Origin of the sequence: Adhaeribacter pallidiroseus, assembly GCF_003340495.1 — a bacterium.
Taxonomy (GTDB): domain Bacteria; phylum Bacteroidota; class Bacteroidia; order Cytophagales; family Hymenobacteraceae; genus Adhaeribacter; species Adhaeribacter pallidiroseus.
Genome location: NZ_QASA01000001.1, coordinates 4,663,116 through 4,688,201 on the forward strand (window position 1 = coordinate 4,663,116; position 25,086 = coordinate 4,688,201).

Annotated in this window: 17 protein-coding genes, 1 pseudogene and 1 riboswitch; of the genes and pseudogenes, 12 read left to right on the forward strand and 6 right to left on the reverse strand. The window is 44.8% G+C overall.

The annotated features are described in order from the left end of the window. Positions 1 to 224 precede the first annotated feature (224 nt). Positions 225 to 2,357 (forward strand): T9SS type A sorting domain-containing protein, encoded by a 2,133-nt coding sequence (locus tag AHMF7616_RS18620; RefSeq protein WP_115374252.1) that lies wholly within the window; start codon positions 225 to 227, stop codon positions 2,355 to 2,357. A gap of 78 nt (positions 2,358 to 2,435) precedes the next feature. Here AHMF7616_RS18620 and AHMF7616_RS27225 read toward each other — a convergent pair whose 3' ends face one another. Together AHMF7616_RS27225 and AHMF7616_RS18625 are read right to left on the reverse strand one after the other, a co-directional pair. Then, on the reverse strand, positions 2,436 to 2,645 hold the full coding sequence (locus tag AHMF7616_RS27225) for a glycoside hydrolase family 97 C-terminal domain-containing protein (RefSeq protein WP_233507642.1): 210 nt from the start codon (positions 2,643 to 2,645) through the stop codon (positions 2,436 to 2,438). Then, positions 2,642 to 4,408: a glycoside hydrolase family 97 protein gene (locus tag AHMF7616_RS18625; protein ID WP_233507643.1), complete on the reverse strand. Its 1,767-nt coding sequence runs from the start codon at positions 4,406 to 4,408 to the stop codon at positions 2,642 to 2,644. Before AHMF7616_RS18625 ends, AHMF7616_RS27225 begins: the two co-directional genes overlap by 4 nt. Before the next feature lie 644 nt (positions 4,409 to 5,052). Between AHMF7616_RS18625 and AHMF7616_RS18630 the strand changes: the two genes are divergently transcribed. After that, the gene (locus AHMF7616_RS18630; protein WP_147275728.1) at positions 5,053 to 5,412 is read left to right on the forward strand and encodes a hypothetical protein; all 360 of its coding nucleotides are present in this window, start codon (positions 5,053 to 5,055) and stop codon (positions 5,410 to 5,412) included. A gap of 293 nt (positions 5,413 to 5,705) precedes the next feature. Here AHMF7616_RS18630 and AHMF7616_RS18635 read toward each other — a convergent pair whose 3' ends face one another. Together AHMF7616_RS18635 and AHMF7616_RS18640 are read right to left on the reverse strand one after the other, a co-directional pair. Then, a complete protein-coding gene (locus AHMF7616_RS18635) occupies positions 5,706 to 6,158 on the reverse strand; it encodes a hypothetical protein (RefSeq protein WP_115374254.1) in 453 nt (150 codons plus the stop codon). Between the two features lie 31 nt (positions 6,159 to 6,189). Then, positions 6,190 to 7,470, reverse strand: a complete 1,281-nt coding sequence (locus tag AHMF7616_RS18640; protein ID WP_233507644.1) for a sulfite oxidase — start codon at positions 7,468 to 7,470, stop codon at positions 6,190 to 6,192. A gap of 320 nt (positions 7,471 to 7,790) precedes the next feature. Here AHMF7616_RS18640 and AHMF7616_RS18645 point away from each other — a divergent pair, with 320 nt between their 5' ends. Next, positions 7,791 to 9,110, forward strand: coding sequence for a M16 family metallopeptidase (locus AHMF7616_RS18645; RefSeq protein WP_115374255.1), 1,320 nt, complete (start codon positions 7,791 to 7,793; stop codon positions 9,108 to 9,110). 76 nt (positions 9,111 to 9,186) lie between these two features. Further along, positions 9,187 to 11,253 (forward strand): M16 family metallopeptidase, encoded by a 2,067-nt coding sequence (locus AHMF7616_RS18650; protein WP_115374256.1) that lies wholly within the window; start codon positions 9,187 to 9,189, stop codon positions 11,251 to 11,253. Between the two features lie 288 nt (positions 11,254 to 11,541). On the opposite strand, the gene AHMF7616_RS18655 is transcribed toward AHMF7616_RS18650, so the two are convergent. Then, positions 11,542 to 12,465 carry a DUF72 domain-containing protein gene (locus AHMF7616_RS18655; RefSeq protein ID WP_115374257.1) on the reverse strand — a complete coding sequence of 308 codons (924 nt, stop codon included), beginning with the start codon at positions 12,463 to 12,465 and terminating at the stop codon, positions 11,542 to 11,544. 305 nt (positions 12,466 to 12,770) lie between these two features. Between AHMF7616_RS18655 and AHMF7616_RS18660 the strand changes: the two genes are divergently transcribed. Beyond that, a complete protein-coding gene (locus tag AHMF7616_RS18660) occupies positions 12,771 to 13,478 on the forward strand; it encodes a septal ring lytic transglycosylase RlpA family protein (protein WP_115374258.1) in 708 nt (235 codons plus the stop codon). Between the two features lie 125 nt (positions 13,479 to 13,603). Here the strand turns inward: AHMF7616_RS18660 and AHMF7616_RS18665 are convergent, their stop codons facing one another. After that, a complete protein-coding gene (locus AHMF7616_RS18665) occupies positions 13,604 to 13,942 on the reverse strand; it encodes a DUF3140 domain-containing protein (RefSeq protein WP_115374259.1) in 339 nt (112 codons plus the stop codon). 187 nt (positions 13,943 to 14,129) lie between these two features. On the opposite strand from AHMF7616_RS18665, the gene AHMF7616_RS18670 reads away from it, so the two are divergent. From AHMF7616_RS18670 to AHMF7616_RS18700, 7 genes and pseudogenes are all read left to right on the forward strand, one after another. Next, a complete protein-coding gene (locus AHMF7616_RS18670) occupies positions 14,130 to 15,023 on the forward strand; it encodes a cation diffusion facilitator family transporter (protein WP_115374260.1) in 894 nt (297 codons plus the stop codon). 395 nt (positions 15,024 to 15,418) lie between these two features. Next, complete coding sequence (locus tag AHMF7616_RS18675; protein WP_115374261.1) at positions 15,419 to 16,852, forward strand: T9SS type A sorting domain-containing protein; 1,434 nt, start codon at positions 15,419 to 15,421, stop codon at positions 16,850 to 16,852. A gap of 302 nt (positions 16,853 to 17,154) precedes the next feature. Further along, a riboswitch (SAM riboswitch) is annotated at positions 17,155 to 17,264 on the forward strand. A gap of 98 nt (positions 17,265 to 17,362) precedes the next feature. After that, positions 17,363 to 20,071, forward strand: a complete 2,709-nt coding sequence (gene metH, locus AHMF7616_RS18680; protein WP_115374262.1) for a methionine synthase — start codon at positions 17,363 to 17,365, stop codon at positions 20,069 to 20,071. Further along, positions 20,035 to 21,507: pseudogene (locus tag AHMF7616_RS18685) on the forward strand (vitamin B12 dependent-methionine synthase activation domain-containing protein); the annotation flags it as partial. The gene metH and the pseudogene AHMF7616_RS18685, both read left to right, overlap by 37 nt. A 109-nt stretch (positions 21,508 to 21,616) precedes the next feature. After that, the gene (gene metF / locus AHMF7616_RS18690; protein WP_115374263.1) at positions 21,617 to 22,570 is read left to right on the forward strand and encodes a methylenetetrahydrofolate reductase [NAD(P)H]; all 954 of its coding nucleotides are present in this window, start codon (positions 21,617 to 21,619) and stop codon (positions 22,568 to 22,570) included. A 181-nt stretch (positions 22,571 to 22,751) separates the two neighbouring features. Then, positions 22,752 to 23,480, forward strand: a complete 729-nt coding sequence (locus AHMF7616_RS18695; RefSeq protein WP_115374264.1) for a diacylglycerol/polyprenol kinase family protein — start codon at positions 22,752 to 22,754, stop codon at positions 23,478 to 23,480. A 216-nt stretch (positions 23,481 to 23,696) separates the two neighbouring features. After that, a complete protein-coding gene (locus tag AHMF7616_RS18700; protein ID WP_115374265.1) occupies positions 23,697 to 24,509 on the forward strand; it encodes an NIPSNAP family protein in 813 nt (270 codons plus the stop codon). Positions 24,510 to 25,086 lie beyond the last annotated feature (577 nt).

Genomic DNA, 25,086 nt, shown 5'->3' on the forward strand with positions numbered 1-25,086 from the left:
TATCTGTAAAAAGGAGAAACTTGCGGGTTTCTCCTTTTTTGTTTTTACCCGGATAGTTTGTGCCACCTTTTGCTTATATATTTAAACCGGTTTATTAATTTTACCGGTATAGGTCGGTTTGGTTGTTATTTAAAATACGGCTAATTTAAGCTTATTGGTTTAATCTGAAGTATACTGGCTAAAAACCTGGTAGCTTACTTTTATCTTCTATTACTACTCTACTCATGCCGCAATCTTGCTCTGGTAAAATAAAAAAGTTTTCTTTAACTGTTGTTCCGGCTATTTTATGTATTTGTTGGTGCTGGCTACTACCCACCCATAGCTATGGCCAGGAAACTTGCTTACTAACACCCATTAATCTGGAAGAACGCGCGCAAACGGCTACGCTGATCGTAGAAGCCGAAGTAGTGGATCAGCAATCGTACTGGAACGCGGCGCACCAAAATATTTACACCCGCCAAACTTTGCAAATTTTTAAAATTTTAAAAGGTACGGCTTCCGAAACCATAACCGCTATTACCGAAGGCGGCCAGGTAGGCGCCGCTATGCATTCTTTTACCGGTACCTTACAGTTAAAAAAGAAAGACCAAGGTATTTTTTTCCTGGTGCCGGCACCAACCAAGATGTTGCCGGCCGGCCGAAGAGTGGTAGATTTTACGGTGTACAGCAGCGCGCAAGGTTTTATCCGGTACAATGCGGTGAGCCAGCAAGCCGCCGAACCTTTTAAAACTTACCCCAATATTACTTCGGATTTATACCCGACTCTTCGGCGGGTTGTTCCTATTTTTAAAAAAGTGCGGTCTAATCCGGCTATAAAATCGCCCGTTCCGGCAAATGGTTCTGGCAATGCAACCGGAAATCTACGAACAAAATCCACCCCGGCTATTAGCAGCTTTTCCCCGGATACCTTAACCGCCGGTACCGGTAGCCTCCTGACCATTCGAGGTTCGGGCTTTGGCAGTAGCCGGGGCACGGGATTGGTGCAGTTTCGCAATGCCGATGATGGCGGGGCTAGCTTTATCGATGTTTCGGACGCCGATTATATTTTCTGGACCGATAATGAAATTCAGGTGCGGGTTTCCGGTAAGAACAACACGAACAATACTCCTGGCAGCGGTCAATTTCAAGTTACCAACAGCAGTGATCTGGCGGTTATCAGTGCGCAAAAGCTAGTAATCGAATACGCGGTTTCCCAGGTAATTTATGAGGAAGGCTTTTATTCTCCCCGTTTGGTAAATGCGAATGAACGGGGCGGGTATACTTTTCAATTTTCGTCGAACATGGATCAGAACGCACCTGCCAAAGCAGCCTTTACCCGGGCCTTAAATAACTGGTCGTGCCATACGGGTATTAACTGGAACATAGGCAACACCGCGCCTTTAACGGAAGCACTCGAAGATAACGTAAACTTGGTTTGTTTTGACGAAGCAGGCGATCTGCCCCAGGGAGTGCTGGCCCGCTGTATTAGCCGTTACGCCGGTTGCGGTAGTGAAATAGCCGACCAGTGGCGGGTTGCCGAAATGGACGTAGTATTTAACCAATCTACCCGCTGGAATTATAGCATCAGCTCTCCGCAAGCAAACCAAGTAGATTTTGAAACAGTAACTTTACACGAAATGGGCCATGGGCACCAGCTAAACCATGTTATTAAGCCCGGCACCGTAATGCATTACGCCATTACCCGGGGTCAGGAAGGTCGCCACCTCGATGCCCGCACCGATGTAGCCGGCGGCCAGTTTACGATGGTGCAAAATATTGTTTCTAATTCGTGCGGTCCGGGCCGTATGATTCCGCAACCGGTCACGAATTGTTCGCCTTCCTCGGATTCGCTTCAGTTTGCCGCAGAAGCCCTATCGGAAATTGAAGTAAGAGCTACTTGGGCGTTAAGCAGTAATTTTTTAATTAGTACTTTTATCCTGGAACGAAGCAAAGATGCCGCATCGTGGCGCGAATTAACCGTAGTTAGCCCAAATGCGGCCACTAATGCTTACGAATTTACTGATGTAAAACCTTTGCCCGGAATTAGTTATTACCGGTTAAAAGTAGTGAGCCCGGATCAGACTTTTAGTTATTCCCCTATTGCCCGGATTACCCGCGCCGTGCCGGCCGGTTTTGCTATTGCGCCCAATCCGGTTACCGAAAATACGTTGTGGCTGCAATACGTAACGCAGGAAAGTGGCCAGCTGCGCATTTACTTATACGATGCCGTGGGCCGTTTACACAAAATCTACACCCGCAGCTACCAACCCAATAGTGATTTAATAGATCTGGATGTTGCTAATTTACGACCCGGCATTTACGTAATAGTATACAACGATGGTCGCCAAACTTACCGCGAAAAGTTTGTCAGGTTATAAGTCAAGTCTCTTTGGCTTATAACCTTTTTTTAAATTTTTATAAAGCGGAGAGCTATTCTTGTAATTGGGTAGGTGTTTTTACTCCTTTTTTAACCTCACCAGAAAACCGCCACCCGGTGCCAGCTTAATGGGCAAGGAATCGTTACGGGTAATATTTTTTGTAAATAATTGATAATCCGAAGCATACCGATCGGCATTTATACCGTCCTGGCAGATAGTAGCTTCGTAAGGACCGGAATTTAAAAAATTGAGCTTCAAGGTAAACTCCCGGCTGGTCCAATCCGTCATGCCGCCGATGTACCAATCATCTCCTTTTTACGAGCCGTAATAATGTAATCGCTAACTTTACCTTCCAGTACCACGGTAGTGTCCCAGGTGGTAGGTACGCTGCCCAGTAATTCCATGAAAGCGGGTTCCTGCAAACCTTGCGACGGATTACCCGAGAAAAACTGCATCGGGCTATCGTACACCACAAACATGGCTAACTGGTGGCAACGCGTACCTTGCGACATTACTTTGGTTTCAATGGGCCGAAAAGTTTTAGCTGTAGCGTTATCCAGTAAACCGGGTTCGTAATCCATTGGCCCAGCCGTCATCCGGATAAAAGGCAATTGCACGTTGTGCTCGGGCGTAGGTTTGTGGCTCCAGACATTAAACTCCGAACCCAGCACGCCTTCGCGGGTAAGCGCGTGCGGCCAGGTGCGGTTAAAACCGGCCGGCTTAAATGCCCCGTGAAACATCAGCATAATTTTGTGCCGAGCGCAGGCCGCCGCTATTTTATGGTAAAAATCTACGGCTTTCTGATCATCCCGATCAATAAAATCGGTCATAATAAAATCGACACCCCATTTATTAAATTGATCTAAAGCGGGTTCCAGTTGTTTTTCTAAAGTTAAGGCCAGCGTCCACATACTTAATTTAACGCCTTGGGCTTTGGCGTAAGCCACTAACTCCGGAATGTTCAAGTCGGGATGAGTTTTAAAAAGATCCTGGTAATCGCTCCAGCCGGCATCCAGCATAATACGATCAAAGTTAAAGCGCTTGGCAAAATCAACGTAGTACTTGTAGGTAGCGGTGTTAATACCGGCTTTAAAAGGCACGTTAAACAAGTTGATGCCAATAATCCATTCGTCGGTACCTTTTCCGGGTTTTATCCAGGAAACATCGGTTACCCGCGACGGGGCCGCCAAGCGGTACACCAGATCATTCAGGGGCAAATCCTTATCTTCCGGAGCGATCATTAAAACCCGCCACGGAAAAGAGCGGCTACCCATAGTGCGGGCGATAAATTGGCTGCGCCGGGTTACAATGACCTGCGGAAATTCGCCGTTGGTGATGATTTTTTCTTCTGCGGGGTAAGGCGCAAAAGCAGCGGTTAATTGATTTTTACCGGTACCCCGCAAAAACATTCCCGGGTATTCTTCCAGGTCCGATTCGGTTATGCTGATACGGGGGCCTTTTTCCGGAACGATTAAAGTAGGCGTAAAAATAAGGTGGTGGGTGGTAATGCTATCCAAAGGTTTAATTTGGTACGGCTCCTCGAAGCTGGTATGGTAAACATCGGCATCTTTCCGGGGTTGCACCGGCGAAAAATAAACCTGTTCCGGTCCCGGGAAGCGGAATTCGGCCAGTTCGTTTTTAATTTCAATATTATTTTTAAAGTGCGTGCGCCAACGCCAGGCTACTCCATCGTTGTACACGCGCACGATTAAACTAAAAGGCTGCTTAAACCGGATAGTAAGCTCGCGGTAAACATCCGGAATTATTTTTCTTTTTTCCGGAACCGGCGAAATAATGGTGGCTTGGTGCAGTTCTAAGGTTGTTTTTTTAAAAATTAGATCGTCCGGTAAGTTTGCGCTCTGGGCTACATTTAATCGAATAGCTGAGGGTAACACCAAAGGGTGATCTTTGTAATAAACCGCGTACGTAAGCTGGTCTTTATTTTGGATGATTACTTTTACGGCTCCATCCGGAGAAAGCACGGTTGCCCCATCAGCAGCTAATACGAATTGGCTGATCCATAATAAAAAGAAACAGAGCGTATATTTCATGGAATTACCTTTTAACAAACAACACTTTCGCCTCACTTAGTAAGCTAAAAAACTACTCTTGTTTTATCAAGCAAGGCTAGTTAATATTCCGGCAGTTTATTTTCCTGACGGTACAGCAAAGTAAAATTTGTTGCTCAACAAGAATCCTGATTTTTAGTATGCCGGGTAAAATTTATCATCCTAAATAATTTACACCGGTAATGAGCTAAGCTCCCGAATATTTGATTGTAATCCTTAGCTCCAGTACTACTTTTCTTATAAAAATTAAGCTTATTTAAGTAAATAGATAATTTTGTTCATCTGGTAAATAGTCTTATTTACCCGGTAGAATTCTGGCTTAACCTAATTTAATGCTCTTTTATCTTAAATTAATGAAACATAATTTGCTTAATTGAGATATAATCATATACTTTACACTATATTTATTATTTAAAATATTATATACAAGAATATTTCTGCCGAAAACAAATAAGCGCAGGGTAAAAGAACAGCCAACATAAACAAAGAAACGCATGACAACTACCATAACCTTTACTAGAAAGCAATATATTATTTACGTCATCTGGTCTATTTTTTCAAAATAAGTTTATACTACCTGTAACCCGAACGCCTTAAGCACCAACCACTAATACATACTTATTAGAATGAAAAAGATTTTTACGCTACTTTTATTAATGCTTTCGCTGGTAACAGCCCAAGCCACTCCTTTAAATTTCCCTAACCCAGATCGTGGTAACGACGAACGTTTAAAAGTTCAGGCCATTGAGCAAACCCGGGAACTGGCGATTAAACTTGGTTTAAACGAAGCCGACTATATCCGGGTAAAAAATATTATTTTCCAGAAGTTAATAGCCATTCAGGAGGTACAAGATACGTACGCCAAGAACCCGGAACTGCAAAAGAAGAAAATGCAGGTTATTCTGGAAGATTACAACCAACAATTAGCCGGCGCCTTATCGGCCAAACAACACAAAATGTACCTAGCCATCGCTTCCGTTAATTAATAACCAGTAGTTGATCGTTATTAGTTGTTCGTTATTAGTTGTTCGTTATTAGTTGTTCGTTATTAGAACAACAAATAATTATTAAACAACAATTTACAACTGATTCTACTCTAAACTAATTACGTTGCAGGATTTATGCATTAAAAACAAAGGGCCACTAACAAGAGGCCCTTTGTTTTTTATTGGCATCCTTTTTTAAAAATTGAACAAGTTTCCTGTTCATTTCGCTTCTTAGCCTTACCCGATTTTAGAATTTTCTTTAAAAAATTACCACGAGAAATTTACAAAGTTTCTTAATTAGTAAGCTTATACCACTCCGTATTTTTTAAAAGTGGCCGCCGGCCTTCGTTTTTCGGTGCGTAGTTTTTCGCTAAATAATCCAGTATAACCGGTTCCTGCGGACCTAAATCCCATAACCCCTGGGTTTGCTGCATCCACCGGATCGTGGCCAGCCAACCTTCGCGGGTAGCGCGCTTTTCGGTAATTAATTTGGGCGAATGGCACCGCACACAAGTAGTACTTACCACCGCAAAACCCGGCGCCATAATTAATCCGGTCTTTTGATCTATACTATCTGTAATACTCGCTGGCCGCAGCGGGTGCGTACCGGCCTTGTTTAGTACAGCCGGTTTAGAATAGCTGCTGGAAAAGTTTACGATTCCTGCTATTAACGCCAAGCTTAAAAGTATTTTTTTAAATTTTGGCCCGGTTAGGCGTGCTATTTTATGCTTTGTGCTTGGTTTCATGTGTTTTTTAAATTTTTGCCGCCCCACCAGCCTATACAATTTCCACGGCAATCCGGTGACAGGCATTGTTCAAGTAACCGCCGGGGTTCCAGGCGGGCACCAACATGGGCTGCATTTTATTAGTGCTATCGGTGGCGCGGGCCCACACTTCGTAATACCCTTTATCCGGAAAGTTTATCTGCGCTGTCCATTGCTGCCAGCAATTGCGGTTACGGGGTGCTTTTAACGTACATTTTTGCCAGGTAGCCCCAAAATCAATGGAAACGTGCATGTCGTTCACTTTTAAATCGCCGGCCCAGGCGTGGCCGCGTACTTCCAGGGCCTTGCCCGCCGTTACCTGCGCCCCGGTTTTCGGGTAAGTAATCAAAGATTTTACCGGCATGGCTTCAATAATCCGGAAGTGTTCGTTGTCCTCCGGAATTTTAGCGCCGGGCGCAATGGGGTGAATAGGTAAACGGTAATCGTGGCCGTTCATTTTGGCGCCATCGTGTACTTTGTTACGGATAGAAATACGGGTTAGCCATTTGCCGCTGCAAGAGGCCGGCCAACCGCCGAATAACACCCGTAACGGGTAACCGTGCACTTCCGGAATAGCCTTGCCGTTCATGGCCCAGGCAATTAAAGCTTCGTCTTCCAGGGCTTTGCGCATGGGTACGCCCCGCGAAATAGGTACTTCGTCGGCTTTGCCGCTCAGGTGCGTGTCTTTGCCGTAGTAGCCAATGTACACCGCATCTGGCTTTATGCCGGCGGCTTCCAGCACGTCGCGCAAGCGTACGCCGGTCCACTCGCAGCAACCCACGCCACCGGTGGTCCACTGGTTACCCCGCCCCGCCGGGCTAAACTCCGACCGGCCGTTACCGGCGCATTCATGTACCAATTGGTAGGTATAATGTTTGAATTTTTTCTTCAGATCGTCCAGGGTAAATACGGTTTTCTTTTTCACCGATTCGCCATCAATGGTCAGGGTCCAGGACGAGGCATCGAGATTAGCCGGCATTAAGCCGTTGTTGCGGATAAACAGTTTATCGGCGGGCGTCACGGCATCATCGAGTAAGTACGGCGGCGTTTCGGCGTTCAAAGGTTTATCGCTCAGCAAAATTAAATCCGGATGCTTGCCCGCCGGTAAAGGCGATTTATCAGCAGAAACGCTTTTGGTTTGAGCCGCTAATTTTTCTGGGCCAGCCAGTAAACGCCAACCCAAACTAAGACCCGCTAACCGGGCTGTTTTAAAAATAAATCCCCGGCGGTCGAGTTCCGGAAGCATATTTAACTTTTCAGGAAAGCTGTTTTTTTTGTTTTCTTCACTATTCATAACAGGTACGGACAAATAATCCCGGCTTAAAACAAGGAAAATTAAGAAATATCGTTTAGTAAACGAAATACGCCAGCGCAAAGGGCAAATTTTTAAAATTTTAATTTTAACCCGGATTAATTCCTTTTCAAGGTTAAATATAGCTTGCCGGATTTACGCAAAATCGCGGTTAAATCTTCCGGTTACCGAAGAGGGCGTATAATTCCTGGCACTTTTGTGTATATTTGCTTTTAACTCAAGTCTGTAAAACCACTAGCCTCCATACTATTTTATACAACTTCAACCTGCTTTTAAATTATTGATTATTTCCAACGTTTTTTATGAAAAAAAAATTTGTTACCTGCCTGCTGTTGTGTACAGCTTTTTTGGCGCGTGCCCAAAGCAGCAAGATTGATTTTACCGAATATACCCTGGACAATGGCTTGCACGTAATTCTGCAACCCGATAAATCTACCCCGATTGTGGCAGTATCGGTAATGTACCACGTGGGTTCTAAAAACGAACAATCGAACCGTACGGGTTTTGCCCATTTTTTTGAACATTTAATGTTTGAAGGCTCCGATAATATTAAACGGGGCGAGTACACCAACTTAGTGCAAACCGCCGGCGGCACTTTAAACGCCAACACCTCCCAAGACCGTACCTACTACTACGAAGTGCTACCCTCTAACCAACTGGCTCTGGGCTTGTGGCTGGAATCGGAGCGGATGCGCAGCGCTAAAATTGACCAGGCCGGGGTAGAAACGCAACGCAACGTAATCAAAGAAGAAAAAAAAGAACGCATCGATAACCAGCCGTACGGTACTATTCTGGAAAAAACCTTTGCTAATGCGTATTCGGAACATCCGTACCGCTGGGTTCCCATTGGTTCGGCGCAATACATTGATCAGGCTACTTTAAGTGAGTTCGTTGATTTTTATAAGACCTTTTACGTACCTAATAACGCTACCCTGAGTATTGCGGGCGATATTAACGTAACTCAGGCCAAAGAATTGATTCAGAAATATTTTGCCGTTATCCCGAAAGGCACCAAAGAAATACCGCGGCCTACCGTAAAAGAAGCCCCTAAAACCCAGGAAGCCCGTGAAATTGTATTTGATAATGTGCAGTTACCCGCCGTAGTGCAGGCCTACCATATTCCGGAGCAAACCAACCCGGATTACTACGCCATTACCATGCTCACTAATTTGCTTACCGGTGGCGAAAGTGCCCGTTTGAATAAAGCGTTGGTAGATCAGCAGCAAAAAGCGGTGTACGTGGGCTCTTTCCCGATGCAGCTCGAAGATCCGGGTTTATTTCTGGCTTTTGCCGTGGCCAACGCCGGCGTAAACATCGACGAAGTAGAACGGAGCATGGATGCCGAAATAGAGCGGGTAAAGAAAGAACAAATCAGCGACGCGGAGTTCCAGAAACTGCGCAACCAAATCGAAAACAGCTTTGTCCAGAAAAACTTTACGGTAGCCGGCCGCGCCGAGCAATTAGCGAACTATCATACCTTCTACAAAAACACCAACCTGATTAATACCGAACTGCAAAACTTTTTAAAGGTAACCAAAGACGATCTGGCCCGGGTGGCGAATCAGTATTTCACCCGCGAAAACCGGGTAGTTTTGCACTACTTGCCTAAGTCTAATAATTAATTTTAAAAAAATTACTGGTTATCCGGCATTTGCCCCGGTTAAATAGCGCAATGCCCTTTTATTCAATCTCAAGAAAATGAAACGTATCTTTTATAGTTTACTGCTTACTCTTTGTTACCCCTTGGCGCTGCTGGCGCAAAATCAAACCCCGCCCCCGCCCGGTCCGGCGCCTGATATTCAGGTTGGGCAAGCTGCGTCTTTTCAGTTGAAAAATGGCTTAAAAGTATTCGTGGTAGAAAATCATAAGCTACCGGTCGTTTCCATGTCGCTGGTGCTGGATAACGATCCCATTAAGCAAGGCGATAAAAACGGGTACGTGGATATTGCCGGCACTATGCTGCGCACCGGCACCAAAACCCGCAGCAAAGAAAAACTCGACGAAGAAATTGATTACATCGGGGCCAACCTCGAACCTTCGGCGAATGGCTTTTCGGCTTCGGGTTTAAAAAAGCACGTGGGTAAACTCATGGAACTGGCCGCGGATGTTGTGCTGAACCCTAACTTTAAGCAAGAAGAACTCGATAAAATTAAAAAACAGACAGTATCGAATCTGGCTAATTCCCAAGCAGACCCGAACTTTGTTCAAAGCGTGGTGCGCAGCACTTTGCTCTACGGCAAAGATCACCCGTTCGGCGAAGTACCCACCGAGCAATCGGTTAACAACATTACCCTGGCCGATATTCAGGGCTATTATGCTACGTACTACAAACCCAATGTAGGCTATTTAGCCATTGTGGGCGATATTTCGGTGAAAGAAGCTAAATCGTTGACTAAAAAATACTTTACCAACTGGAAGAAAGGCGACGTAAAACGCAACGAAGTAGCGAAACCCGCGCCTATAACGGGTACCCGGGTAGCCATCGTGGACCGGCCGGCAGCGGTGCAAAGTGTACTGGCCATTGCCAACGTGGCTGATTTAAAGCCTGGCACCGACGATGCCATTACCGGGCGGGTATTAAACACCATGCTGGGCGGCAGCTTCTCGCGGCTTACCCAAAATCTGCGCGAAAAACACGGCTACACTTACGGCGCTTACTCCGACTTATCGGCGAGTAAATACATCGGCGAGTTTACCGCTAGCACCAACGTGCGCAACGCTGTAACCGACAGCGCCGTGCAGGAAATCTTGTTTGAATTAAACCGCCTGCGGACCGAGAAAGCGACCGCGGCTGAAGTACAAAAAATTAAAAATATTGTAACCGGCGAGTTTGCCCGCTCCCTGGAAGACCCGAACACCGTGGCTTTGTTCGCCATAAACACGGCCCGCTATAACTTACCCAAAGAGTATTACCGCGATTATTTAAAGAAAGTAGCCGCCGTTACCCCGGAAGCGATTCAGCAGGTGGCCCAAAAATACGTGAACCCCGACCAGGCCGTAATTCTGGTGGTAGGCAACGCCGACCAGATTGAAGACCGCCTGAAGCGTTTTGATAAAGACGGCACCTTGGAATACTACTCACCCACCGGCGACAAAGCCGAACGCACCACTTTAGCCTTACCCGCCGGCGCCTCCGCCGACAAAGTGCTGGATAGCTACATACAAGCAGTGGGTGGCCGGGCTAACCTGGAAAAAGTAAAAGATTTAATTGTAAGAAGCACCATCACTTCCACGGGAGCCAATTTAACCTATACCCAGTATTTTAAAGGGCCGGATAAAATGGTGCAATCCATTAAGGTGGGCGACCTGGAAATTCAGAAAACCATTATTAACGGCAATAAAGGCAAAGTAATCAGTCAGAACGGAACCAGAGTAATGGACCCGCAGGAAGTGCAGGAGCAAAAAATACAATACGGCCTGAACAGCTTTTTACGCTACAATACTTTAGGCGTCAAGAAAAACCTCAGTACTTTAGAACGCATTGAAGGACGCCGCGCTTATCGCCTGGAATTAACTTTACCTACCGGTCAGCAATTGTACCAGTATTACGACTTAGAAACCGGCTTAAAAATACGCGAAGTAGTTATTACGGCCACCGAACTCGGCAATGCCACCCAAGTAACCGAAGTAAAAGATTACCGCGAAGTAAGCGGCGTAAAAGTTCCTTACCTCACCCAACTCCGGGCCGGCAATCAATTGATTAGCACGAATGTGCAGAGCGTAGAAGTAAACAAAAACCTGAAAGACGATCTGTTTAAATTGTAATTAACAACCAGATTAAATCAGAAAAGCAAAAAAAGGAGTTAATGTAAAATTAACTCCTTTTTTTATTGGCATTAAGTTCCATTATTTAAAAATCCGGACTTATATAAAAATATTTCTTAGGCCGTTTAGGAAGGCACAAGCAATTGGCAACGCCGTCGTTTGTGTCTTCACAAACGAGTTCTACCGATGGACAGTAAACACCATCCAAAAAAGTCAAGGAGGAGAAAATTTTTAAAATTTTGTTTTTCTGTAAGAATAAAGAGCTGGTAGCTATTAATTAAATCAATTTCAATTAAACAAGGAACCCTGGATAGGCTGCGAAATGGGTTTAGATCCTTCTTGGGAAACAGGTATAGCAGTGGTGGTAGCTAATTTATCGAGCATATACCGGATTACTTTCGGAGAATGTAGGATGTCTTCGTAATGCACAAAAAAGTACACTGTTTGCAGCCCTTGTTCCAGCCAGATGACCAACTGCTTTAGCCAGGCGTCTGCTCGGGCATAGTCGATAGCATCGTGGCGGTACCCATTAAAACGGACAAAAGTTGTATTGGTAGTGAGTCGGAGGTGTAGCACATCGCGCCGGCCGGCTACATCCGTAATAACCGTGCTTACCGCGCAGGCTTCCAGCAGGGCCGCTAAGTCCGCAAAAGCTTGTTCACCGGTAAACCAATCCGGGTGGCGCACTTCCACAGCCAGCGGTATTTCACGGGGTATTTGCGTTAAGAAATTTTCTAAAACCGCTAATTTATCCGGGCCAAAGCTCGGTGGTAATTGCAAGAACGACATGCCCAGGTTTTCTTTAAAGGCCCGCAACGACGTGCAAAATGCCGTTGTGGCACTCTCTACGCCTTGCAACTCTTGCTCGTGGCTGATTTGTTGCGGCCACTTCGGACAAAATTTAAAATCCGGACGCACGGCCGCGCACCATTTGCTTACGGTAGCTTCGTCCGGGATGCGGTAGTGCGTGGTGTTTAACTCAATGGTATTAAACTGCTGGCTGTAGTAACGAAGAAAATCTTTAGCCGGTAACCCGACCGGATAATAAGTACCTAGCCAGCTTTTATTCGTCCAGGTGGGGCAACCCAGGTAAGCTTGGGGCTTTAAGTAAGTGCTTGTTTTTTGGCGCGCCAGTACTTGTTGGTTAGCCAATGGCTCGACCGGAAAGCTAAAATCGATTGCTTCTAATACAGTTACTTTGCCAAAGTCCATAAGCTTTAAACTTATAAAAATTTAAATAATTATTTGGTACTAAAAAGCAAAAACCGCTTTATAATTTATTCTTCTACTAAAAACCTTCTGATACAGGTAACAAAGCTCATTTGACCTAATTAACCCTGTAAACGTGATTTAGTAGTTTTTATCCAAGACGAGCATTGCATTATAACCCTTACAAGGCCTTATCTTAAAAATGCCCTCCTTACCACTACTCTTTATACAAGCAAGCGCTAAAGGGCTGTAATGTAGTTTTTCTAAATTTTTATTTTATATTTGTCTTTCCACCAAATAATGAAGACATGATGTTATCAAAACTACCTTATGTATTCAGCTTTACTTTCTTAATTTTTTGCAGCCTTTCTTTCGAAGGATTTGCACAAAACACAGGATCTACTACTGGTTCGGCCACTTGGTACGGCTCGCAACATCACGGCAAAAAAACCAGCAGCGGCGAAGTTTTCAATAAAAATCAAATGACTGCCGCCCACAAATACCTCCCCTTCGGCACTAAAGTAAAAGTAACGAATATTGTCACCCAAGAAAGCGTGGTAGTAAAAATAAACGACCGGGGTTCTTTCCGGCGCAAAGGCCACATCATTGATTTATCGGAAGCCGCCGCCCGCCGGATTAATGTAGGCGGTGGTACCAAAGTAAAAGTGCAGGTTTTAAGCGCTACAACCGCCGAAGAGTTAATAACGCTGGAAGAACCCGAATCGCAGGAAATGCTGACGCCCGTTGTTAGTCCGCTTTTTACGGCTACCTCTTATTTTGTCATTCAGGCCGGTTCTTTTTCAGACCCCGATAAAGCGAGATCTTTCTCCGACAAAATCAAAGCTTTTATTAAGGAATTACCCATTGCAACCAGCGAAGATACGGTAAACGGCAAAAAAATACACCGGGTAGTGGCCGGTAAATTCAACGACCGGAGTGCGGCCGAACAAGCCAAAGCTGAACTAGAGAAAAATGGTATCATGGGCATGGTAAAACAAATCAATTCCGGCTCTTAATTTTTATCCTGGAAAAGCAGCTTACCGGCATCAGAAATTTTAAAAATCTGGTGGTTTTAGCGGTTGCACGCTACCGGAGCGGGTAAGCTAATTACCAAGTCCTCCCTTTTAACCAATACTGCTTCTTATTTTTTCAGCGGATCGTGCCCCCAGTTTTTAAGGGAGTATAACCAGTTGCTGGTTTCCAGGTCGTGGGTTGGTTGCTGCGCCATGTGCCGACTGATGTACGAAATAACTTTGTGCATGTGCTCGTAATCGGCTTCTTGTAGATCCGCTTTTTTCGTTTTTTTAATTTCTATAATGCGCCGGGCCGATTTTCGCCCGATTGACTCGCCATCGCCACTATCCTGCCCTACTTTGTTTGATTCTTCGGTGCTTAGCCACCTTTCTATTTCGGCAGGGCTCATGTTTACTAATTCGTTAAAGCGGTGGTACGCGGTTTCTTGTTCGGTTGCTTCTTTCATAATATTACTTTTTAAAGAAACCGTTAAAGGGCAGAAAAGTTATTCTTTTGACTCTCACCAGATACCAACCGCAAATCTTTTAGCGCTTAAAAACTACTTGTTCTGGTATTCAGTTAAAGAGTAAATAATTTACCTTTGCGCTCCCGTAACGCAAAGCAAGATTACTGCTTTTAAAACTTAATACTAAATGACTCATCCGCGAACCACTGCCCAACGTGCCGAAAAAGGCTTACGTTCTACCTTGCTGGGCATTGTGGCTAATTTATGCATGGTAGCCATAAAAGCTTTGGCGGGTTATTTTGGCAATTCCTACGCTTTAATCGCCGACGCCATTGAATCGGCTTCGGATGTTTTTACTTCTTTTATTGTTTGGGTTGGCTTGCGGGCGGCTTCGAAAGAACCCGATCAGGATCATCCGTACGGCCACGGCAAGGCCGAGCCTTTGGCCGCGATAATGGTTGCTTTATCTTTAATTGGTGCCGCTATTTTTATCGCCATTCAAAGCGTAGATCATATTCTTACGCCGCATACTTCGCCGGCACCGTTTACTTTAATTATTCTGGTAATCATAATTTTGGTAAAAGAAGGCATGTACCGGTATACCAACCGGGTAGGTTCCGAAATAGAGAGTGCCGCCGTAAAAGCCGATGCCTGGCACCACCGCTCCGACGCGATTACTTCTTTAACGGCCGCCATCGGCATTGCCATTGCCTTAATTGGTGGCCCAGGTTACGAAAGCGCCGACGACTGGGCCGCGTTGATTGCTTCCGTTATTATTGTGATTAATGCGTACCGCATTTTTATGCCCGCTTTCACCGAAATCATGGATGCAGCCCCGCCCTCCGACTTCGCCAACGAAGTCCGAAATATTGCCGCCACCGTGCCCCAGGTGCAAGGCCTGGATAAATGCCTGGTGCGTAAAATGGGCTTCGAGTATTTCGTGGATTTACACATTATTGTGGACGGTAATTTATCGGTGCGCGAAGGCCACGATATTGCCCACGCGGTAAAAGCCGAAGTAATGCGCCAGAAACCGTCGGTGTACGATGTGCTTATTCATGTGGAGCCTACTTACTTGTAATTTTTTAAAAAAACACCTCATTTATAACAATTTACCCGTTATTTATTTCAATAACTTTTCTATTCCTAGCATTAAATTTTGGGAGCAACCTGGGCCTGAGTAGTCTGTTAAAAACAACTACCCGGGAAGTTGATGGGTTTACCTAAACTATTAAAAACCATAAGCCAAAACTTTACTACTGGGTTTGGCCAAACTCTTTGTTCTACTTTTTTAGTATTGATAATTTCTACCTGAGGATAGCCTAAGAAATGTGGTTAATAAAGCTTTGACCGCACTTAGTATTTTTTTAAAAATTTCTGGCGTTCCGATTTAATTATTTGCAGGATCGATCAAATTTCAAATTTCCATTAATATTTTACCTTACGCTTTTGATAAAACTTTAACGCTATACGCCAATGGCTAAATCCATTTCTACCCTGCTTTGTTTGTTGTTTTTCTCGTTGGGGCTGGTTAAACCCGTACAAGCCACCCATATATTAGGCGGTGAAATCATGTACCAGTCTGATACCACCGCTTTAGCCAATCCACTGCACTATTTTTTTAAATTAGTTATTTATCAGGATGGAAACACCGTGGCCGATATGCCTTCCTCTACTTTGTATTTTGGCGATGGAATCTTCCGTACTTCTGATAGAGCAAGTAAAAAATTAATTGAAAGCTCTTGTGTTGCCGTTTACCGGTCTACTTATTATTTTGATTATACTTTTGCCGGCCCAGGCACTTATACGGTTGCGTACCGGGAGATAAACCGTGACAAACAAATTCAAAATATTGAAAATGCAGTGGATCAAGCTTTTGTTATTACTGCCCAAATAACGGCTGATGCATTTGAGAAAGTAAATACTTCGCCTCGGTTTATTCTACCAATTCTTCCCTGCGCCATACAGAATCAACCTTTCCGGCATAGCCTGGCTACCACTGATTTAGATAAAGATAGTTTAGTATACGAGTTAATCACGCTCTTAAGTAGTACCAATTCCAATTCTAATGACAACTTTTCGGTAAAAAACGTAACAGGCTACACTTTGCCGCAACAGGTAAGTCTTAATTCTAAAACCGGCGAATTTATTTGGGATAAGCCCGGTCTGCTTGGCCGCTACAGTTTTGCCGTACGCGTAAAAAAATTTAGGAATAACCGGATAATAGGCAGTACCCTGCGCGACTTCGTAGTTATGGTTACGCCAGACCCTAACAATTTCACCCAAGTTTTTACCATCGAAAACCGCTCCGAACTTTCAATTACCGATGACAATCAGATTTCCTTAACTCCAGGTCAACCGCTCGAATTAAAAGTAAAATACCAAACCAGCGGCCAAGCTACAAACCTGAATGCTTATTCGGAGTTATATCAATGGCAACCGTTTACAATAGATACCACAGCCACTACCAATAGCATCACGGCCGAGCTAACCTTAAACCCCGAAGAAGCCTGGCGGCGTAGCCAACCGTATATTTTAGTTTTTCGGGGTACTTCCGAATTAAACGGCGTGCTGGCGCAGCAAGATTTTACCATTACGCTGGTAGCTACCCCCAAACTGGTAAGTGGTGGCATTAATCCGGATCCCGGAGAAGTAGCCCCTGATCAAAAAGATTTATTTGTAGTTTATCCGAATCCGGCGCAAAATCACTTTTGGGTAAAAAATCAAAAGCAACTGCCCCGCACCCGGTATGTATTGTATAACGCTCTGCAGCAACAAATTTTAATAACCGAGTTAAATAAGCTAAATACCCGCATTACGTTACCAACCATAGCCAACGGAATCTATTTTTACCAGATTTTAGCCGAAAATGGCAAGGTATTGCAAAGCGGCAAATTACTTATTGAATAAATTCTTTTGCCATCTCTCTTAAATTAAGCCCCGAATTACTATAGCCTCTTTCATTAATTCGGGGCTTGTTTTTCTCTATTTTACAAACAAATTAAATAGTATTCAGGATTTGTCCAATCTCATCTAGATTCCACCTTTTATCTGATAGCCTGATTTTAAAAAAATCATTAATGAGATGTAGTTGTTAATTTTTTAATCTTAAGCTTATTTTTAAATTTTTTATAAGATTCTACCCTAAACCTCTGTTATTTATAAATACATTTGGTATTTGCACAATAAGAATCATCGTGTTATCTTTGCACCACTTATCAAGAAAGACGGAGGGACTTGGCCCGTTGATGTCTTAGCAACCCTGGCTGGCAGGGTGCTACTTCCAGCCCCGAACGGTGCACACCGTGGGGGAAGATGAGGGTAGAAAAGGCGTTTCGCCTGAAAAACTCAGCTCAAAACTCTTGATAAGCAAAAAATTACGCCCTCCAGAAGGGTTAATCTTTTTTTGCTTATAACACGATGACACGCATAGAAGAAGAAGTAAAAAAACGCATCCTGGTGCTGGATGGCGCCATGGGTACGCAAATTCAAGGCTACCAACTCACCGAAGCCGATTACCGCGGCGAACGTTTCCGGGATTTTCCGCACGACCTAAAAGGCAATAACGATTTACTTTCCATTACCCGGCCCGATATTATCCGGGAAATCCACGCGAATTACTTTGCCGCCGGGGCCGACATTGCCGAAACCAATACGTTTAGCTCTACTACCGTGGGTATGGCCGATTACCACATGGAAGACTTGGTGTACGAACTCAATTACGAGTCGGCCAGAATAGCCCGGGAAGTAGCCGATGAATATACCGCGCAAAACCCGGATAAGCCGCGCTTTGTAGCGGGTTCCATTGGCCCGACCAATCGTACCGCTTCCATGTCGCCGGATGTAAATAACCCGGCCTTCCGGGCCATTACCTACGACGAATTAGTAGAAGCGTATACCGGGCAGATTGAAGGTTTGATTGACGGTGGTGTAGATGCTTTACTGGTAGAAACTATTTTTGATACACTCAACGCCAAAGCCGCCCTGTTTGCCATTGATCAATATTCGCAGCGCACCGGCAAACGCATCCCCATCATGGTATCGGGTACCATTACCGACGCCAGCGGCCGGACTTTATCGGGTCAAACGGTAGAAGCCTTCTTATTTTCTATTTCGCATTTACCTTTACTGAGCGTAGGTTTAAACTGCGCTTTGGGCGCGAAACAATTACGGCCGCACTTACAAACCCTAGCCAAAGAAGCGAAGTTTTACGTAAGTGCGCACCCGAATGCCGGTTTGCCTAACGCTTTTGGCGAGTACGATGAAACACCGGAGCAAATGGCCGCGCATATCCACGATTTTCTGGAAAACAATTTTGTCAATATTATCGGGGGTTGTTGTGGCACGTCGCCGGCGCACATTAAAGCCATTGCCCAGGAAGCAGCTAAATATCCGCCCCGCGCTATTCCGCAATTACCCGCCTTACCCAAATTAAGCGGTTTAGAGCCGCTCACGATCTTCGAAGGTTCTACCTTTGTGAACATTGGCGAACGCACCAACGTAACCGGTTCCAAGAAATTCGCTCGGCTTATTCTGAATGAGCAATACGAAGAAGCTTTAGCTATTGCGCGCGAACAGGTAGAAAATGGCGCCCAGATTATCGACGTGAACATGGACGAAGGCATGCTCGATTCGGAGAAAGCCATGGTTCATTTTTTAAATTTAATTGCCTCCGAGCCTGATATTTCGCGCGTACCCATCATGATTGACTCCTCGAAGTGGAGCGTGATTGAGGCTGGTTTAAAATGTGTGCAAGGTAAAGGCATTGTTAACTCAATCAGCTTAAAAGAAGGCGAAGAAAAATTTAAAGAAATTGCCCGTAAAGTACTGAGTTACGGTGCGGCCGTGGTAGTAATGGCTTTCGACGAACAAGGCCAGGCTGATTCTTACGAACGCCGCATTGAAATCTGCGAACGCGCTTACAACATCCTGACCAAAGAAGTAGGCTTTCCGGCCGAAGACATTATTTTCGACCCCAATATACTCACCGTGGCTACGGGCATGGAGGAGCATAACAATTACGCCATCGACTTTATTAACGCTACCCGCTGGATAAAAGAAAACTTGCCGGGGGTGCGCGTGAGCGGTGGGGTAAGTAACGTATCCTTCTCCTTCCGGGGTAATGATTTGGTGCGCGAAGCCATTCACACAGTATTTTTATACCACGCCATTAAAGCTGGGCTGGACATGGGAATTGTAAATGCCGGCCAGATTGAGGTGTATGAAGAAATTCCGAAAGACCTGCTCCAGTTAGTAGAAGATGTATTGTTTAATCGCCGGCTCGATGCCACCGAGCGCTTGATTGAACACGCCGAAAAAATAAAAAACAAAGGCAAAGAAATTGTAAAAGACGAAGCCTGGCGCAACGCCCCCGTGCAGGAACGTTTAACGCACTCGCTGGTAAAAGGCATTACCGATTACATTGACATTGATATTGAAGAAGCCCGTCAGCAATACGAAAGGCCTTTGGAAGTAATTGAAGGTCCCTTGATGGCTGGGATGAATGTGGTAGGCGATTTATTCGGTGCCGGTAAAATGTTTTTACCGCAGGTAGTCAAAAGCGCCCGCGTGATGAAAAAAGCGGTGGCGTATTTACTCCCGTTTATTGAAGCGGAAAAGGATAGAGTAGCAGCTTTGTTGCCCCACCCCCACCCCCTCCCCGGAGGAGAGGGGAGCTTTGCTGATAATTATGTTAAACCGATACCCCCTGAAAAATATACTAGGTTAAAAGAATTAGCGCGGGTGCATCGTAAAACCCCAACTAAAGCAGAGAATATACTATGGCAGGAGCTGCGGGGTAAGAAGTTGGATGGATTTAAGTTCCGGCGGCAACATGCTTTTGAAGACTATATTGTCGATTTTATTTGCCTAAAACAAAAATTAGTAATAGAAGTAGACGGCGAATACCACGAACAACAGCAGGAATACGACACACTTCGTACCGAATTCTTGCAAGGTTTAGGCTACCGGGTACTGCGCATCACCAACAACGAAGTAGAGCAAAACCTCCAAACGGTACTCCAAACTATAAAAAAGAACTCCACAAAGAGCTATCAAAAGAAAACTCCCCTCTCCCCCGGGGAGGGGCCGGGGGTGGGGCCAGCCGCTACGCCGGTAAAGTATTATTAGCTACCGTTAAAGGCGACGTACACGACATCGGCAAAAACATAGTAGGCGTGGTGCTGGCCTGCAATAACTACGAAATCGTGGATTTAGGCGTGATGGTTTCCTGCGATAAGATTTTACAAACCGCCATTGACATAAACGCGGATATTATTGGGCTAAGTGGTTTAATTACGCCCTCCCTGGACGAAATGGTATTTGTGGCCAAAGAAATGGAGCGCCTGAATTTTAAAACGCCGCTTATTATTGGGGGCGCTACCACGTCGCGGGCGCATACCGCCGTTAAAATCGACCAAAACTACAGCGGTCCGGTAGTTCACGTACTAGATGCATCACGTACGGTGCCGGTAGTAGGCAACCTGCTGCAACCCGAACAAAAAGAAGCTTACGCCAAAAACGTAAAAGCCGAATACGAAGTACTGCGCGACACTTACCTGAACCGCAAAAAAGACAAGCAGTTTATTACGTTACCCGAAGCCCGCGCCAACAAGTTTCCGATTGAATGGCGCGCCGAAGACGTGTACACGCCCAAAGTATTAGGTACTCAGGTATACACCGATTATCCGCTCAGCGAGATTGTCAATTACATCGACTGGACGCCATTCTTCCAGGCTTGGGAACTGCACGGCAAATATCCCAAAATACTAAACGACGAAGTAGTGGGAGCCGAAGCGGTGCGGGTTTTTGAAGACGCGCAGGTATTACTTAAAAAAGTAGTAAAAGAAAAATTATTGCAAGCCAACGCCGTAGTTGGCATTTACCCGGCCAATACCGTAAACGACGACGATATGGAAGTGTATACCGACGAAAGCCGGCAACTCAGCCAGGTTACTTTCCGGACTTTGCGGCAGCAAGGCAAGAAAGGTTCGGGCGTAGCAAACTTAGCGCTCGCCGATTTTGTTGCTCCGAAAGAAAGCGGATTAAACGATTACATCGGGGGATTTGCGGTAACGACTGGTTTGGGCATTGATAAGTTAATTGCGCAATACGAAGCCGACCACGACGATTATAACAGCATCATGATCAAAGCCCTGGCCGACCGCCTGGCCGAAGCGTTTGCCGAATTAATGCACGAGAAAGTTAGGAAAGAATTGTGGGGCTACGCGCCGCAGGAGCAATTAACCAATGATGAGTTAATTGCCGAAGAATACCAGGGTATTCGTCCGGCACCGGGTTACCCGGCTTGTCCGGAACACAGCGAAAAGCTGACCTTGTTTGAACTGTTGCAAGCCGAAAAGCATACCGGCATAACCTTAACCGAAAGTATGGCCATGTACCCCACCGCGGCGGTATCGGGCATGTATTTTTCGCATCCGAAAGCCCGTTATTTTGGCTTAGGTAAAATAGATAAAGACCAGGCCGAAGATTACGCCAAGCGCAAGAACATGACTTTAAGTGAAGCCGAGCGCTGGTTGGCGCCTAACCTGGGGTACGATAACTAAATAAAATAAAATTAGAAATTATGAATTAGAAATTAGACTTGGCTCCGGAGCAAAAATTTAAAATTTTCGGCCATTTCTAATTTCTAATTTTTAATTCATAATTCCTGACATGAAAGTAACCGAACATATCGCAAACGCGACAAAAACGCTTTTTTCTTTTGAGATTTTACCGCCGGTAAAAGGTACCAGCATCCAATCCATTTACAACGGCATCGACCCGTTGATGGAGTTTAAGCCGCCATTTATTAACGTTACTTACCACCGCGAAGAATACGTGTTTAAGGAACGAGAAAATGGCTTGCTCGAAAAAATCAGCATTCGCAAACGGCCGGGTACCGTAGGCATTTGCTCGGCTATTATGCATAAATACAATGTAGATGCCGTACCGCATATTATTTGTGGAGGCTTTAGCCGGGAAGAAACCGAAAATGCCTTAATGGACCTTAACTTCTTGGGCATTGATAACGTGCTGGTTTTACGCGGCGATTCTATTAAAACCGAAACCCAGTTTCGGCCGCATCCTGATGGACATGCATACGCATCAGATTTACTCAAACAAATTTGTGATTTGAATAACGGCAACTATCTGGACGAAGACATTGCCAACCCGGTGCCTACTAATTTTTGCGCCGGCGTAGCCGGTTACCCCGAAAAACACAGTGAAGCGCCCAATCTGGAAATCGATTTGAAATACCTGAAGATGAAAGTTGACATGGGCGCGCAGTACATCATTACGCAAATGTTTTTCGATAATCAAAAGTATTTCAACTTTGTAAAAGCTTGTCGCGAACATGGCATCAACGTACCCATTATTCCGGGCATTAAACCGCTTACCGTAAAGAACCAATTGCGCATGTTACCCAACTTGTTTCACATCGATATTCCGAATGATTTAGTGCAGGCCATTGATAGCGCTCCAACGCCGCAAGCGGTACGCCAGGTAGGTATTGAATGGGCCACGCAGCAGTGTAAAGAGTTGGTTCAATTCGGGGTGCCTTGCCTGCATTTTTATACCATGAGTAAATCCGAGGCAACCGCCGCCATCGCCAAAGAAATTTTTTAAAAAATTCTTTTGAGTTCTATCAAAGGCCAGTTGACTTTCCCGTTAACTGGCCTTTTTTGTTTTCTAACAGTTTTAAGTTGACCCAAGGAAATATTCTTGCTTAATGCTGGATTAAGAACCAACACAACTTATAGTGAGCATTAAAAGTACTGGTGTATACCATCATCATCAAACTAGTTTTATGCTGCAACAATTTCTGGAACGTGCCATTCCCTCTTGGGAATTAATCTGGCAACTCGGTCCGTTTATTTTTGGGTACGTGTTGGTAGTAGCTTTATTGGTTTCGCATTTAAAAAAGCAGCACCGGGTACGCACAGCTTACACTCGTAAAATTTTTCATTTTTTAATTTTTTCTACCGCCAGCATTTTTCAGGTAAAGTACGGTTTACCCGCGGTTATATTGTTTGGCAGTATTGTAAGTTTATTCGTGTTATATGCGGTATTTAAAGGCGACCACTTCCCCTTCTACGAGGTAATGGCCCGGCAATCCGACCGGCCACATCGTACTTTATTTATTTTAATACCTTTAATAACTACTGCCCTAGGTGGCGTTCTATCAAACCTCTTTTTTTTAAAATTTGCCTTCATCGGCTATCTGGTAGGTGGCTGGGGCGATGCCGTAGGCGAGCCAGTGGGTTCGCGCTGGGGCAAACACCGCTACCAGGTGCCATCGTTGCTGGGCGTAAAGGCCACTCGTAGTTTAGAAGGCTCCGGCGCCGTAGCATTTGTGAGTATCGTGGTGGCTTTTCTGGGGCTTTACTTTATTGGCTATCCGTTATCAAATTGCTTAAAAACCGCGGTTGTTTGTGGACTAGGCGGTGCCGCTATTGAATCAGTCAGCAACCACGGCCTCGATAATTTAACCATGCAGCTTACGGCAGCTGGTCTGGCTTATTGGCTATTAGCTTAAAATCAACCTTTTTAGCCAATCTTATAACGTTACTTTTCCTCTGTAAGAATCGCTGCAAAAATTCAGTATAAAAAGCGGCTCTGTGCTTAAGTTTTCTAACGGAATAATTACTATACTTGTACCGGTCCGATTTTTTTTGACCATACTTTAGTAAGTCATTGATTTAATAGCAGTTAAAAATTTTGCTCATTTTTAGATTTCTACACCCTTAACCTTATGCGCAAATTGCACTACTTTCTACTAATAGCTTTTTCTGGTATTTTAATTATTTCTGGCTGTAAATCCGGTTCCGGCGCACAATCCTCCACGAGTACTTCTGCTGCGATGGCTGGCCCGAAAGACACCCGTTTGTTTGAAATGCGGGTTTATTACGCGCATCCCGGCAAATTAGCCGACCTGGAAAACCGATTCCGGACCAATACTACCCGGATTTTTGAAAAACACGGCATGACCAATATTGGCTACTGGCTACCCCTGGAGAATCCAGACAATAAACTGATTTATATTCTGGCTTACCCGAACCGCGAAGCCCGTGATGCTTCCTGGCAGGCTTTCGGCTCCGATCCGGAGTGGAAAGAAGTGGCTTCTAAATCCGAAGAAAACGGTAAACTGGTAGCTAAAGTAGACCAGTTGTTTATGGAAACGACTGATTATTCGCCGGCCATTACCTTGAAAAAAGCTACGCCGGAGCGTACTTTTGAGCTACGCACGTATACCACCACGCCCAATAACTTAGTAAACCTCGATGCCCGTTTCCGGGACCATACTATGGGATTATTTAGCAAATACGGTATGGAAAACATTGTTTACTTTCATCCGGTAGCGGGCCAGCCGGGAGCCGAAAATACCTTGGTTTATCTATTAGCGCATAAAAGCCAGGAAGCCGGCTTAGCTTCTTTCGATGCTTTCCGGGTAGATCCGGAGTGGGTAAAAGTAAAAGCAGCTTCGGAAGTAAAAGGAGGCGGATCTTTAACCACCAAAGTAGAATCGGTTTACATGAAACCGACGGATTACTCCCCCATGAAATAAAAAATACCTGGTACAGCAATCCATATTCAGGCTATTCAACAAAAGCACTTACCTTCCACAGTAAGTGCTTTTTGTTTGATCAAACCAGAACGAACGTCCACTTTTTTAAATTTTAAAAATTTTGTCAGTCTGCCATGCAACAGATAGCCTGAGCCAGGTGCAAGTGTTGACGCTAAACTGTTCGAGCGGTCAGCGAGTTTTTAGCGTCTTGATCTTTTTGGTTCTTTTGTATCAAGACAAAAAGAACAAATACCTCAGCAATGAAACAACTTCACTAAGCAATAAAGCAACTCCGGCAGCTATGCGAACAATAATTAACTGGTAAGTAGCCAATGTAACAGTCGCAGCTATGCAAACGAAAGCTTTTTAAATTAAAAGACACGGAAGTAAATCCGCGTCATCGTAAAATATAAAGCACAAGCGATGCAACTACAAAACCCATGCTTCTGCTCACTTCCCAAGCACCTTCAAAAATTAGAAAATTTTAAAAATTATAGCGCTTTACAAATCAAAAGTAAAAGGCAATGATAAAAATCATTTCTAATATAAAAGAAACCTAATATTTTGCCATTCAGAA